Source organism: Lentzea waywayandensis (genome assembly GCF_900115955.1).
GTDB classification, from domain to species: Bacteria; Actinomycetota; Actinomycetes; order Mycobacteriales; family Pseudonocardiaceae; genus Lentzea; species Lentzea waywayandensis.
Window position 1 is genome coordinate 16,931 of sequence record NZ_FOYL01000021.1, and the last position, 13,620, is coordinate 30,550.

The 13,620-nt window shown below is 69.4% G+C and carries 10 protein-coding genes; 4 read left to right on the forward strand and 6 right to left on the reverse strand.

Annotated elements, in window-relative coordinates:
* Window positions 1–66: 66 nt before the first annotated feature.
* On the forward strand, window positions 67–543 hold the full coding sequence (locus BM417_RS44105; protein WP_093606086.1) for a hypothetical protein: 477 nt from the start codon (window positions 67–69) through the stop codon (window positions 541–543).
* A gap of 55 nt (window positions 544–598) precedes the next feature.
* Here BM417_RS44105 and BM417_RS44110 read toward each other — a convergent pair whose 3' ends face one another.
* The 4 genes from BM417_RS44110 to BM417_RS44125 all read right to left on the reverse strand — a co-directional run bounded on the left by BM417_RS44110 (window position 599) and on the right by BM417_RS44125 (window position 4,624).
* Window positions 599–2,152, reverse strand: coding sequence for an MDR family MFS transporter (locus BM417_RS44110; protein ID WP_093606087.1), 1,554 nt, complete (start codon window positions 2,150–2,152; stop codon window positions 599–601).
* On the reverse strand, window positions 2,149–2,772 hold the full coding sequence (locus tag BM417_RS44115; RefSeq protein ID WP_143139083.1) for a TetR/AcrR family transcriptional regulator: 624 nt from the start codon (window positions 2,770–2,772) through the stop codon (window positions 2,149–2,151). The genes BM417_RS44110 and BM417_RS44115 overlap by 4 nt, the downstream gene beginning before the upstream one ends.
* Before the next feature lie 73 nt (window positions 2,773–2,845).
* The gene (locus BM417_RS44120) at window positions 2,846–3,598 is read right to left on the reverse strand and encodes a DUF427 domain-containing protein (RefSeq protein ID WP_093606089.1); all 753 of its coding nucleotides are present in this window, start codon (window positions 3,596–3,598) and stop codon (window positions 2,846–2,848) included.
* 42 nt (window positions 3,599–3,640) lie between these two features.
* A complete protein-coding gene (locus tag BM417_RS44125) occupies window positions 3,641–4,624 on the reverse strand; it encodes a ribose-phosphate diphosphokinase (RefSeq protein WP_093606090.1) in 984 nt (327 codons plus the stop codon).
* A gap of 426 nt (window positions 4,625–5,050) precedes the next feature.
* On the opposite strand from BM417_RS44125, the gene BM417_RS44130 reads away from it, so the two are divergent.
* Both BM417_RS44130 and BM417_RS44135 read left to right on the forward strand, forming a co-directional pair.
* Window positions 5,051–6,541: an alpha/beta hydrolase gene (locus tag BM417_RS44130; RefSeq protein WP_093606091.1), complete on the forward strand. Its 1,491-nt coding sequence runs from the start codon at window positions 5,051–5,053 to the stop codon at window positions 6,539–6,541.
* A gap of 36 nt (window positions 6,542–6,577) precedes the next feature.
* On the forward strand, window positions 6,578–8,086 hold the full coding sequence (locus BM417_RS44135; protein ID WP_093606092.1) for an alpha/beta hydrolase: 1,509 nt from the start codon (window positions 6,578–6,580) through the stop codon (window positions 8,084–8,086).
* Here the strand turns inward: BM417_RS44135 and BM417_RS44140 are convergent.
* Complete coding sequence (locus BM417_RS44140; protein WP_177320964.1) at window positions 8,051–10,834, reverse strand: AAA domain-containing protein; 2,784 nt, start codon at window positions 10,832–10,834, stop codon at window positions 8,051–8,053. The genes BM417_RS44135 and BM417_RS44140 overlap by 36 nt on opposite strands.
* Before the next feature lie 40 nt (window positions 10,835–10,874).
* Between BM417_RS44140 and BM417_RS44145 the strand changes: the two genes are divergently transcribed.
* Complete coding sequence (locus BM417_RS44145) at window positions 10,875–11,708, forward strand: phosphotransferase enzyme family protein (RefSeq protein ID WP_245822802.1); 834 nt, start codon at window positions 10,875–10,877, stop codon at window positions 11,706–11,708.
* Here the strand turns inward: BM417_RS44145 and BM417_RS44150 are convergent.
* Window positions 11,705–13,522 (reverse strand): S8 family peptidase, encoded by a 1,818-nt coding sequence (locus BM417_RS44150; RefSeq protein ID WP_093606094.1) that lies wholly within the window; start codon window positions 13,520–13,522, stop codon window positions 11,705–11,707. The genes BM417_RS44145 and BM417_RS44150 overlap by 4 nt on opposite strands.
* Between the last annotated feature and the right edge of the window lie 98 nt (window positions 13,523–13,620).

Genomic DNA, 13,620 nt, shown 5'->3' on the forward strand with positions numbered 1-13,620 from the left:
CAGCCGGAGAAACCCGACCTGAAAGACACAGTGGACCCCTGACGAAAGTCATGGATCATGGTTGGGGTGAACGACAAGTGGGCGGAGAAGCACTGGCTGAACGTGCCCGGTCCCTTCTACACGGGCATCACCGACAACTGCTGGACCGGACGACTGCACGCCCCGCGTCACATCCTCTACGGCGGCGAGTACTACAACGAGTTCATCTACCGCCAGCCCGTGACCGAGGCGGAGGTGGAGAGCGTGGTGGTCGCCGCCCAGCAGGACCCCTACGACGGCTTCGCCTTCGACGGTGACGAGCGGTGGACACCTGAAGCCGTCCGGGCCTGGTGGAGCGGGCGGACCGAGGTCGAGAAGCACATCACCGCGCTGCTCGCCGAATGGACCGCCTCCACCGAGCCACAAAGGCATGAGGCCGCCGAAGGCGCCCGCGACTTCCTCGCCTACCTGGCCGGCGACCTCGAGACCGACCTCCGGGCCTACGTGTTCCGCCTGGAACACGGCCGCTACCCGGACCCCGGTGACCAGCTGCCGCAGCTCTGAACACGACAGCGGCCCCCAACCGCGAAGGTCGAGGGCCGCTGCCAGAACCGAACGATCAGTGACCTGCGGCCATCTCCGCCGCCAGCCGGTCGTCACCGCTCGTCTCCTTGAGCGGCTTCTCCTTGATGAACGCCACCGCCAGCAGCGCCAGCACCGCGAACGGCGCGCCCACCAGGAAGATCTCCGCGGTCGCCGTCGCGTAGATCTCGGCGATCACGGCCTTGAGCTCCGGCGGCAGCACCGAGATGTCCGGCACCTTGTTCTCGCCGCCCGTGGCACCGCCCATCGCGCCGAACTTCTCGGTCGCGAGCGACGTGACCTTGTTGGCCAGCACGGCGCCGAGCGCCGAGACGCCGATCGCGCCGCCCAGCGAGCGGAAGAACGTCAGGGTGGACGTGGTGGCGCCGAGGTCGCGCGCCGGCACGTCGTTCTGCGCTGCCAGGACGAGGTTCTGCATCATCAGGCCGACGCCGACGCCGAGCACGAACATGTGCACGGACACCATGAACACGGTCGTCTGCGCGGTGATCGTGGACAGCAGCAGCATGCCGCCGACCATGAACACGCCACCGGCGACGAGGAAGGCCTTCCACTTGCCGAACTTCGTGATCAGCTGACCGGCCACGGTGGACGAGATCAGCAGGCCGAAGATCAGCGGCAGGCCGAGCAGGCCGGCCTGGGTCGGCGTCTTGCCGAGCGAGAGCTGGAAGTACTGCGAGAGGAACACCGTGCCACCGAACATCGCGATGCCGACCAGGGCGCTGGCGATGGTCGCCAGGGACACGGTGCGGTTGCGGAAGATCGACAGCGGCACGATCGGGTCGTGCGCGGTGGCCTCGACGCGGACGGCGGCCACGAGCAGCAGGACGCCCAGCGACACCAGGCCGGCGGTCCAGCCCGACGCCCACTCGAACTTCTGGCCGGCCAGCGACGACCAGATCAGCAGCGTCGAGACGCCGGACACGATCAGGAACGCGCCCAGGTAGTCGATCTTCGTCTTCTCGTTGCGCACGACCGGGAGGTGCAGGGTGCGCTGGAGCATGTAGATCGCGGCGAGGGTGAATGGGATGCCGATGAAGAAGCACCAGCGCCAGCCGAGCCACGAGGTGTCGACCAGGACGCCGCCGATCAGCGGGCCCGCGACGGTGCCGACGCCGAACACCGCGCCGAACATGCCGGAGTACTTGCCGAGCTCACGCGGCGGGATCATCGCGGCCATCACGATCGTCGCGAGCGCCGTGACGCCACCGGCGCCCAGGCCCTGCACGACGCGGCTGATGATGAGCATCTCGATGTTCTGCGAGAAACCGGCGATCAGCGAACCGACGACGAACAGGCTCAGCGACGCCTGGATCAGCAGCTTGCGGCTGTACAGGTCGGCGAGCTTGCCCCACAGCGGCACGGTCGCGGTCATCGCGAGGAGTTCGGTCGTCACGATCCACGCGAAGATCGACTGCGAGCCTTCGAGCTCGGAGACGATGCGCGGCAACGCGTTCGAGACGACGGTGCCGGCGAGGATGGCCACGAACATGCCGAGCATCAGGCCCCACATGGCCTGGACGACTTCGCGTTTGCTGTGGACCGGTGTTGCTTCTGCCTCGGTGCTCATGATCCCCCTTCGTGGTGGTGCGGTACGTGAGCCAGCCCGGTGCCGAACAGCCCGAGCGCCTCACCGACCAGGTCACCCAGGGCAACGCTGTCGTCCAGGGCCCACCGCGTGACGGCGCAACGGAAAGCGGCGCTCCCGGCGGCGACCAGCAGCCGCGGGTACACGTGGGACTCGGGCAGCCCTGCCCGCTGTCCCACCGCGTTCGCGAGCAGCTGCTCGGACTCGGCGCTGTTGGCGAACGCGCGGACCAGCAGGTCCGGCCGCTGCATCAGGACTTCCTTGCGCAGCAGCCACAGGTCGCGTGCGTTGTCCAGCTCGTCGGTGATCTCCGCGAGGACCGAGCGCCGGTACGCGTCGAACGGCGAGACCTCCGGCGGGAAGGCCAGGATGCGTTCGGCGATGCGCGGACCCGCCTCGGGGTCCGCGCCGATGAGCGCCTCGTCCTTGCTCGCGAAGTAGTTGAAGAACGTGCGCACCGAGACGTCGGCCTCGGCGGCGATCTCCTCCACGGTGACGTGGTCGTAGCCCCGCTCGGCGGCGAGACGCACGGTCGCCCGCTCGAGCGCGGCACGCGTGCGGCGCTTCTTGCGGTCGCGCAGGCTCTCCCCCGGCTGGTTCACGAGGCAAGAGTACAGGATCGTTTTGCAGTCACTGCAACTTTGCAGTGTGTGAACTAAGTCTCGCTGACAGTAGCTATGACCAGGGAGTCTTCGGCTTCTGCTGGGGCTCGCCGTCGACGAAGAGGTCGACCTTCTCGCTGAAGAAGCACGCCATTCCGGCGACTTTCTGACTCTCCGGCAGCGGCTCGCGGTAGATCCAGACGAGGTCCTCGTGCGTCACGCCGTTCACCTCGACCGACCAGTACGCGGCGGTCCCCTTGTACGGGCACTGCGTCCGCGTGTCCGACGGCCTGAGCAGATCGAACCGAACGTCGCTCAACGGCAGGTAGTAGCGCGGCGGAAGGCTCGTCTCGAACAGGATCCGCGGCTGCGACGACGCCGCCAGCGTCACCCCGTCCAGCGCGACCCGCACGTGCCGTGAGCTGCTCAGGACGTCGACCCGCTTGTACGGGTCACGCGGATGGACGTAGATCGGCTCGTCCTCTTCGAGCCACTCGTCCATGGCCGCGAACTCGAACCGGACGAGGTCCCGCAACTCCTCGATCGGCGAGTCCGGGTACGTCAGCGCCGCGGCCGAGGCCGTGCCACCAGGCGTGATGACGTCGTGCAGGACGCCCTCACCCCGGCTCGGCGAGTGCTTCGTCTCTCCCGTCGGCTTCAACTCGACCCGCACGGCGGAAAGCGGCAGGTAGTAGGCCGGGTAGTACGGGACCTCCCAGACCAGGCGCGGCGAGGTCGCGTCCACGACCAGTTCGCCACCGAAGTACGCACGGACCCGCTTCGCCGACTGCTCGACCCGCACCCGGCCACGCTCGTTGTCGCCCATGCCCCATACCAACACGGGACGGCGGCGCGAGCTTCCCGAAAGTCAGGCGTTGCCGTCGAACAGCGACGTCACCGAGCCGTCCTCGAAGACCTCCCCGATCGCCCGTGCCAGCAGCGGCGCGATGCTCAGCACCGTCAGGCCGGGGAACCGCTTCTCGTGCGGGATCGGCAGGGTGTCGGTGAGGATCACCTCGCGCGCCTTGCTCGCGATGAGCCGGTCGTGGGCCTCACCGGACAGCACGCCGTGCGTGGCCACCAGGACGACGTCCTTCGCGCCCTGCTCGAGCAACTGCCGTGCCGCCGTCGTGCTCGTCATCGCCGTGTCGATCATGTCGTCGACCACGACGCAGGTGCGGCCCTCGACGTCGCCGACGACGCGGTTGGAGGTGATCTCGTTGGGGCGCAACGGATCGCGCGTCTTGTGGATGAACGCGATCGGGCAGCCGCCGAGCAGGTCCGCCCACTTCTCGGCGAGCCTGGTGCGACCGGCGTCCGGAGAGACGATCGTGAGGTCCTCGCCCTGGTAGCGGCCGCGGACGTGCTCGCAGAGCAGCCACATCGCGTGCAGGTGGTCGACCGGGCCGTCGAAGAAGCCCTGGGCCTGTGCGGTGTGCAGGTCGACCGTCACGATCCGGTCGGCGCCCGCGGTCTTGAACATGTCCGCGACCAGCCGTGCCGACACGGGTTCACGTCCGGCGTACTTGCGGTCCTGGCGCGCGTACGGATACGACGGCACGACGGCGGTGATGCGCTTGGCCGAGGCGCGTTTCAACGAGTCCACCATCAGCAACTGCTCCATCAGCCAGTCGTTGACGGGCGCGCAGTGGCTCTGCATGACGAACGCGTCCGCGCCACGGACCGACTCCTCGAAACGCACGAAGATCTCGCCGTTGGCGAAGTCGTAGGCGGCCTGCGGGGTGATGGCGACACCGAGGTGCTTGGCCACGGCCTCCGCCAGTTCCGGGTGCGCCCTGCCGGTGAGCAGGATGAGCTGCCGCTTGGCGACGCCCGGCTTACCGCTGACCATCGCCCACGCTCCACGCTCGTCCGACCTCGGACCCGATCGTTCAGCATCGTCGCGAGATCACGCAAACCCGCGTCCGGCCGATGAGATTCCACGTTGCCGGGCAATTCGGGTTAACCCGGTCGGGGGCACCCACAGGGGGTCCGATACCAGGTACCGGGTCACACGCTGGGTATAGATCGGGGGAACCGGATTCACCTCTTGGGGTACGACCCTGGTGATTTCTTGATCAGCGTCCTTGAGGCGTCAATGACCATGCCTACGCTCCCCGCATGCCGGAGAACCAGGACACACCTGGAACGACAACAACGCAGGCTCCGCCGACGAACCCGATCGTGATGGGCACGCCCATCCACGATCAGATCGCCGACCACCTGGGAGTTCGCCAAAAGCATCGACGCTCTGACTGAGCCCGGTCATGAACGCCCCATGCGTCTCTCCGTGCTCGGCGCCGTGGTGGCGCTCGTGGTCACCCTCACACCGGCGGCCCAGGCCGCACCGCCCGCTCCGGCGATCGCCTGGGCGGCGTGTGAGCCGGCACGCCCCGGCTTCGAGTGCGCCACGATCACCGTGCCGCTCGACCACGACGACCCGCGCGGCGCGACGACGACGGTGGCGCTGACCCGCAGACCCGCCACCGACCAGGCCGGACGCATCGGCTCGTTGCTCTTCAACCCCGGCGGCCCCGGCGCGTCGGGGATCGACTACGTGTGGGCGTGGGGCGAGAAGATGGCGGCCGGGCTGCGGGGCCGTTTCGACGTCGTGGGCTTCGACCCGCGCGGTATCGGCCGGTCGAACCCGCTGCGCTGCTTCGCGTCCGAGCAGGAGCGGGCGGAGTTCCTGGCCGCAGAGCCGATCTTCCCGTACGAACAGGCCCAGGAACGGCCGTTCTTCGACCGCTACCGCTCGCTGGCCGCCAAGTGCGACCAGCCGATCGCACGGCACATGAGCACCGCCGACGTCGTGCGCGACCTCGACCTGCTGCGGCGCGCACTGGGCGACCGCAAGCTCACCTACTTCGGCACCTCGTACGGCTCGTACATCGGCACGACCTACGCGAACATGTTCCCCGGCAACATCCGTGCCCTCGCGATCGACGGCGTGCTGAACCCCGAGCTGTGGTCGAGCGGGCGGCAGATCGAGTCCGATCGGATCGCGACCCGGGAGGTGCTCGACGAGTTCTTCCGGCTCTGCGACGAGGCCCAGTGCGCCTCCGGACCGCACTCGGCGCAGCGGTGGCAGGCGTTGCTGGACTCGGTGCGCGCCAGGCCGATCACGCTCGGCGCCGAGGTGTGGACCTACGACATGGTGGTCCAGTGGGCGCTGTTCGCCGGGTTCGCCTCGGAGAGCTGGACGGACGTCGCCGCCGTGCTGGACCAGCTCTCCGACGCGTCCGCGGGTCTGTCGGCGTCGGCTCCGGTCTACGACAACTTCTTCGACGCCAATCTGGGCACGATGTGCGCGGACACCGAGTTCCCGCGCACGTTCGGCGAGTACCGGGCGGTGTCCCGCTACGCGGAGGCGGGGTCGGAGTTCGGCCCCTACTGGTGGTGGAGCACCAGTGCCTGTGCGGACTGGCCGGTGAACGAAGACCGCTACACCGGGCCGTGGCGCGCCCGCACGTCCGCGCCGGTTCTGGTGGTGGGCAACCGGTTCGACGGCTCCACGGACTTCCGGGGCGCACAGGCCGTCGCCAGGCAGCTGCCCAACAGCCGTCTGCTGGAGTACGCGGGCTGGGGACACATCGCGTACCGGCGCAGTCAGTGCGCCATCGACCACATCCACTCGTATCTGCTCAGCGGCGCGTTGCCCGCGGCGGGGACGGTGTGCCCGGCGAACCCGAACCCGTTCCTCGACGCCGCGTCCCAACTGGGTGGTCACGACTTTCGGCGGTCGACGGGGCCGGTCGCGAGCCGGTAGGAAGAGCCCTTCTTCGGACAGGAGGGGAGCTTGTCGATGCGATTCACCGTGCTGGCCGCCGCGGCCGCACTCATGATCACCGGCACACCCGCCGTGCAGGCCTCGGGAGGTGGCGCGCAGGTCCCGAAGATCGACTGGGCGGCCTGCGGACCCGAGCACCCCGGCTTCGAGTGCGCCTCCGTGAAGGTGCCGCTCGACTACGACAACCCGCGCGGTGCCAAGACCACCGTCGCGTTGGCGCGCAAGCCCGCGACGGACAAGGCGGGCCGGATCGGGTCGCTGTTCCTCAACCCCGGCGGCCCCGGCGGTTCGGGCGTGGACTTCGCGCTCGGCGCCGGGAACAGGCTCTCGGCAAACCTGCAGGGCCGGTTCGACATCGTCGGGTTCGACCCGCGCGGCATCGGCAAGTCCGATCCGCTGCACTGCTTCAAGAGCGAGGAGGACCTCGGCAAGTTCTTCGAGGGCGTCCCCGGTTTCCCGTACCAGGCGGCGCAGGAACGGCCGTACTTCGACCGGTACCGCTCGCTCGGCCCCGAGTGCAACGACGACCAGCCGATCGCACGGCACATGAGCACCGCCGACGTCGCACGGGACATGGACCTGCTGCGCCGCGCCGTCGGTGACCGCAAGATCAGCTACCTGGGCTTCTCGTACGGCTCGTTCCTCGGCGCGACCTACGCGAACCTGTTCCCGAACAACATCCGGGCGCTCGTCATCGACGGCGTGCTGAACCCCGCGCTGTGGTCGAGCGGGCAGCAGATCAAGTCGGACCGGATCGCGACCAAGGAGGAGTTCCGCGAGTTCCTGCGCAACTGCGACGAGGCCCAGTGCGTCTTCGGGCCCCAGTCGGAGAAGCGCTGGGACGCGTTGCTGAAGTCGGTGCGCGCCAAGCCGATCGAGCTCGGCGGCGAGGTGTTCACCTACGACGCGGTGATCAACTCCGCGATCGGCGCGATGTACTCGCCGAGCGACTGGCCGGACGCCGCCGCGCTATTCGACCAGCTGTCCGACGCTGCTGCCGGTCTCCCGGCCACCTCCGTCTCTTCTGTCACGGCGGAACCGGACTACGCCAACGGGTTCGACGCCTACAACGGCAACGTGTGCGCGGACATCGAGTTCCCGCGCGACTTCAACTCCTACCGCGCGACTTCCCGTTACGCGGCAGCGGGTTCGGAGTTCGGCCCGGCCTGGTGGTGGGGCAACGCGGCGTGCGCGAACTGGCCGACCAACCCCGACCGCTACGCCGGGCCGTGGCGCACCCGCACCAACGCGCCGGTTCTCGTGGTGGGCAACTACTTCGACGGTGTCACGGACTTCCGGGGCGCGCAGGCAGCCAACCGTCAGCTCGCCGGCAGCCGTTTGCTGGCGTACGCGGGTTGGGGTCACACGGCGTACGGGGCGAGCAAGTGCGCGACCGACCACACGAACGCGTACCTGCTGGCCGGCACGTTGCCGCCGGTCGGGACGGTGTGTCCGGCGAACCCGAACCCGTTCCTGCCGTCGGTGGCTTCAGCGGAGCCGTTGTTCAAGCCCAGCCGCAGGTAGTTCCTGGGCCAGCTCGACAGCGGCGCGGGCCGGGTCGTCGGCGAACCGGCTGCCGAAGGCGTCGTGCACGCGCCACCCCGCGTGGGTGAGCGCACGCCAGCGGGCGAGATGCGCTCGCACCCCTTCCGGGTGCGGGCGCGTCTCCACCGCGACGGCGTTCTCCTTCTCCCCCACCACGAGATCCACCCGCCACTGCCCCACCGGATAGCCGGTGCGCACGGTCAGCCCGGCGGTTCGCAGTTCCTGCGCCAGACGCGCGGTCCACTCATCAGCCGGATCGGCGCCGGCGGTCTCGGTCGGCGCGACGTCCGCGTGCCGCAGGTACTCGCCGATCAGGCCGGGCGGTTCGGCCGCCGACGTGATCACGTGCACCTGACGGCGAGCTCGGGTGGTGAGGACGGCCAGCAGGTTGCGGTCGTTCACGAACCGCCACGCGCCCGGCTTCTCGTCGGCCGCGAGGCTGATCACGACCTCGTCGAACTCGCTGCCCTGCACGCCGTGGACGGTGCCCGCCCGGACGCCACCGGTGGTGATCTCGTCCAGCGTCAGCTCGCTGAGCAGAGCCTCTTCCAGCGCGTCGGCCTGCGCGCGGAACGGCGTCACGACACCGATCGAGCGCACACCGGCGGCCACGCGTTTGCGGACGTGGGCGAGCACGGCGTCCACCTCGGCCTGGTTCGCGCCCTTCGTGGTGCGTTCGCCGGAGACGCGCTCGGTGTCGATGCAGTCGACGTCGGCGATCGACGGATGCGTCGTGAGCAGGGCGATCTTGCCGTCGTAGAACTTCGCGGCGGCGAACCCGATCAGGTGCGGTGCGCAGCGGTGGTGCTCGTCGAGCCAGTGCACGCCCGCGGTCGCGGCGCCCGCGTCGAACAGGCTCACCTTCGGCACGTCCAGGCGGTCGCGCAGGTCCTGCGTCCCCTCCGCGTCGACCGCCGCCTGCACGGCCTGGTCACTCACGAACGACACGTGCCGCAGTTGCCGGGGATCGCCGCCGATCACCGCGGACCGGCCGCGCAGCAACGCGGGCGCGGCGAGCGGCTGGTCCACGTGGCTCGCCTCGTCGATGATCACCAGGTCGAACATGCCGGGCACCGGCGGGAGGATGTCCTCCACATCGGACAGCGTGCCGACCCACAACGGCAGTGCCGCCACCAGATCCGCGCTGTCGATCTCGGCGAGTCCACGCCTGCGCGCCGCACGCCCTGACCGCAACGCCTTCGCGAGCGCCGCCACCGCACGGCGCGCGCCCGCACCCCGCCGGCTGACCGAGTACTCCTTGAGCCAGGCCGCCGTGGCCGTGCGGCTCGCGACGTCCTGCTCGGCCAGCAACGGCCGCAGCTCACCGAACGCCGTACCGCCGTTCGTCCCGATCCGGATGGAGGCCGCGGTCTGTTCGGCCGCCTCGACCGCCGCGGCGAGGTCCTCGACCGGAACCTGTTCCGCGCCGGTGAGCCCGCGTGCTTTCCTCAGCGCCCACCCGGTGCGCAGCCCGCCCAGGAATCCGGTTCGCGGCTTGAGAAGGCCGCGCAGTTCGGTGAAATCCACGCCCGCGTCGAACGCTTTCGGCGCCACGGATCGATGCGCCGGCATCAACGCCTGGTGCTTCTTGCCTTCTGCCGCAAGCTTTTCGTCCGTGAGCGAGCCACCGGCCGTGCGTTCGACACGGGTGACAGCCGCAGCAGCCGCGCGCCGAGCCCTGTCGAGGTCGTTCAGCTGGTCCGGACTGCTCGTCGCGGACAGCCCGTCGCTCAGTTCGCGCGCCATCTCCTGCCGCAGCTCGGAGTCACCGAACAGCACCGGTACCGGCCCGCCCGCCTTGCGCAGCGCGGCACCGAGCACGTCGGCGGCGTTGCGGGTGCGGCTCGCGAGAAGCACGGACTTGCCCGCCGCCACGGCATCGAGCGCCAACGCGGCGAGCGTGTGCGTCTTTCCAGCGCCAGGAGGCCCGCCCACGACCGTGATCCGCGCACGGCGTGCATGCTCGACCGCGCGCATCTGGCTGTGGCTGAGCGGCAACGCCGAACTGATCGGCTCGTCGTGCTCGTCCGGTTCGGTGGCGGCCCCGTACAGCGCCGCGAACGCCGTGCCGTCGAGGCCCTTCTTGGTCGACCAGTCGAAGAGCGCGGTGCCGTGCTCGGTCTTCACGACGGGCTCGCCCGCGTGCAGCCCGGCGCCCATGGCCACCACGAGCTCGTCGCCAGAGATGAACCTCTTGGGGTCGTCGTGCACGATCGGCACGTTCTCGAACCCGGCCTGCCTCAGCGTCTCGGTGATCCACTCCTCGGACGGCGCGAGCGAGGCTTCCCGTTCGGCGGTCTTGGCCCAGTCGTCGATGAGCGGGAACACCCCGGCGTCACCGGCGACGTGATAGGCGTAGCCGAGCCCGATCCCGTGGTGCAGCCGGACCGGCCGCGACACCAGCGGCAGGCAGACCCGCCGCCGTTGCCCGCCGATCTGCGCGGGTCCGGCGAGGAACGCCCAGCCCAGCCGCAGCAACCGGTCCTCCTGGTGCAACGCGTCGTACGCGGCGAGGTGCGCGACCTCGTTGCGAGCCTGCTTCGGCGCGGTCCACGACACCGGCGTCCAATGCGGACCCTCCTGCACCAGTGTGATCGCCCGCCACGACGGCTCGTGGTCGCCCAGCCACAGCAGACCGGCCGCCTTGGTGAGGTCGAGCACGAGCTTCTGCGGCTGTTCGGCAGCGCTCAGCCGAGCAAGGGTGCGCAAGACCGCAGAGACGTTCACGCGGGACATGGTGCCATTCGAGGCAGTAGCTTCGTGGACCGTGGAGGATCTTCCGGATGGATTGCCCGATCACGACCTGCGGGCCGGACTCGCCCGGTTCGGCATCACCGGGCCACCGGTCTACGCCCCGGTCGGCTTCGGCGACTACCACTGGACCGTCTACGACCGGTGGTTCACGTCGGTGTCCGACCTGACGACCAAGCCGCTGGCCGGACTGCGTCAGGCGATGGAGACGGCGGCGAGCCTGGGCGAGCAACTGCCGTTCGTGGTGGCGCCGGTGCGAGCAGACGACGGTGACACCGTGGTCCTGCTGAACGACCGCTACGCGTTGAGCGTCTTCCCCTACGTCACGGGGAAGTCAGGATCCTTCGGTGATCCGGTCCACGCCGGGGTGAGCGAACTGCTGGCCGCGCTGCACCGCTGTGCCCCACCGGACGGCACCCCGGTCGCACCGATCGACGTCCCGGGCAGAGCCGTGCTGACGGCGTTGCTCGACGAGCCGGGCGAGTGGTGCTCGGCCGACGCCCGCGCAGTCCTCGTGGCCCACACCGAGGTCGTTCGGGGCAAGCTCGCCGAACTGGACCGGCTCGCCGGACAGCTCACGGACGAGCAGGTGGTCACCCACGGAGAACCCCACGCGGGCAACGTGATCCACACTCCGGAAGGCCTGGTCCTGGTCGACTGGGACACGGTCGGACTGGCCCCGCCGGAACGCGATCTCTGGCTGGTCGGCGGTGACAGCGCGTTCTACGCACTGCGTTGGTCCATCAACGACATCGCGGATTTCGCCGTGTCGCTCCGCGACCCGCACGAACAGTCACGGGACGCGGAGCGCACGTTGCACTACTTCACTGAGACGCTAAAAAGCCTTTAGAGCGTCAGGCTCCACGTGTCGATGGTGCCGACGTCAGCGGTGGCCGCGTCACGGACCCGGAGAGTCCAGGTGCCGTTGCGCGTCTCCGACGACAGGTTGGTCGTGAAGGTCTGGTCGATGTTGTCGGCGCTGCCACCCGCACGGTTGTGCAGGTTGTAGACCGAACCGTCCGGCGCGACCAGGTCGACCACGAGGTCACCCTTGTAGGTGTGCTTGATGTGCACCTCGACCTGGCTGGTCGCCGACGCCGTGCCCGTGCAGCCGCTGAACACGATCGTGCTGGTCACGGTCGAGTTGTCCGGGATCGCGACGTCCGTGCCGTTGGTCTGCTTGGCACAGGTGGCCGTGCCGACCGTCCAGGTGAACGACGTGCTGCCCGAACCGCCCGCGGACGCGGTGGCCGTGACGGTCACGTTGTACGTGCCGGCGACCGTGGCCGTGCCCGTGACGAGACCGTTGGAGGAACCGATCGACAGCCCGGTCGGCAGACCGGTGGCCGACCACGTGTACGGCGCGGCGCCGCCCGACGCGGACAGCTGAAGGTTCGCCGTGCCGTTCAGGGCCGTGGTCTGGTTGCCCGGGTTGGTCACGGAGACGCCGGGAACGCCGCCGGTGTTGGTGCGCAGCAACAGGTTCGCCGAACCGGAACCAGGGTTGGTGACCTTGCCCGGAGTGGCCTGGGCGAGGATCGCCGCGTGCACCTCGGCCGGGGTCTTGGCCGGGTTGTCCGCGAGGTACAGCGCCGCCGCGCCCGCGACGTGCGGGGACGCCATCGACGTGCCGCTCATCGTGGCCGTGCCGGTGTTGTTGCTGTACGAGGCGGAGACGATGTCCTGGCCGGGAGCGAACAGGTCGCTGCACGTGCCGAAGGACGAGAACGACGCGCGGGCGTCGGTGCGGGCCGACGCCATGACGTTGATCGTCTCGGTGACGCGCTGCGGCGAGTACTTGCAGCTGTCGTCGTTGAAGTTGCCCGCCGCCACGACGTAGGTGACGCCGCCGCGGATCGACGCGCGCACGGCGTCGTCGAGCACACGGCTCGGCTCGTTCGCCGTGCCGGTGTAGAGGCTCATGTTCGCGACGGCCGGCAGGACGGCGTTCGCGGTGACCCAGTCGACGCCCGCCGCCTCGGTCGCGACGGAGCCGCCACCGGCGCAGTTGAGCACGCGGACGGCCTTGAGCTTGACTTCCTTCGCCACGCCGTAGGTCGCGCCGCCGACGGTGCCGGAGACGTGCGTGCCGTGGCCCTGGCAGTCCTTGCCGTTCTGGCCGTCGGTGAACGCGTCGAAGCCGAACGACGCACGGCCGCCGAAGTCGGCGTGGTTGTAGTTGATGCCGGTGTCGATCACGTACGCCGTCACGTTCGACGCGCCCGTGCTGTAGCTGTACTTGCTGTCCAGCGGCAGGCTGGCCTGGTCGACGCGGTCGATGCCCCACGACGGCGGGTTGAGCTGGTCGGTCAGGACCTGCACGGTCCGGTCCTGCTCCACGTAGGACACGGCCGGGTCGGCGGCCAGGCGCTTGGCCTGCTGCTTCGACAGCGTGGCCGAGAAGCCCTTGAACGCGGCCTTGTAGGTGAAGCCGATCTTGGCACCGTAGCGGGACGCCAGGCCGTCGGCACGGCCGCTGACCTCCGAGCGCGCCATGGTGTTGTCCTTGAGCACCACGATGTAGCTGTCCTGGACAGCGTTCGGCGCGCTTTCCGCGACGATCGGTCCCTCCGGCTGCGCGGCGGCAGCCTGTGGGAGCGCCAGCACGGTTCCAGCGACGGCGATCGCCGCCACACCGAACGTGCGCAGGGTGTGTTGTCTCATCACTGCTCCTTGATCGCAGGGAACCGCGTGCGAACGCTGGGCCGGCCCTCGACGGCCCTGCAGATGCGTTCACACGCGGTTGCGAAACAGCTTCAGTC

Bases quoted from the DNA above. Each gene is read 5' to 3' on its own strand.
- BM417_RS44110 (WP_093606087.1), bottom strand. From the start codon at position 2,152: ATGAGCACCGAGGCAGAAGCAACACCGGTCCACAGCAAACGCGAAGTC.
- BM417_RS44120 (WP_093606089.1), bottom strand. From the start codon at position 3,598: ATGGGCGACAACGAGCGTGGCCGGGTGCGGGTCGAGCAGTCGGCGAAG.
- BM417_RS44125 (WP_093606090.1), bottom strand. From the start codon at position 4,624: ATGGTCAGCGGTAAGCCGGGCGTCGCCAAGCGGCAGCTCATCCTGCTC.
- BM417_RS44130 (WP_093606091.1), top strand. From the start codon at position 5,051: ATGCGTCTCTCCGTGCTCGGCGCCGTGGTGGCGCTCGTGGTCACCCTC.
- BM417_RS44135 (WP_093606092.1), top strand. From the start codon at position 6,578: ATGCGATTCACCGTGCTGGCCGCCGCGGCCGCACTCATGATCACCGGC.
- BM417_RS44150 (WP_093606094.1), bottom strand. From the start codon at position 13,522: ATGAGACAACACACCCTGCGCACGTTCGGTGTGGCGGCGATCGCCGTC.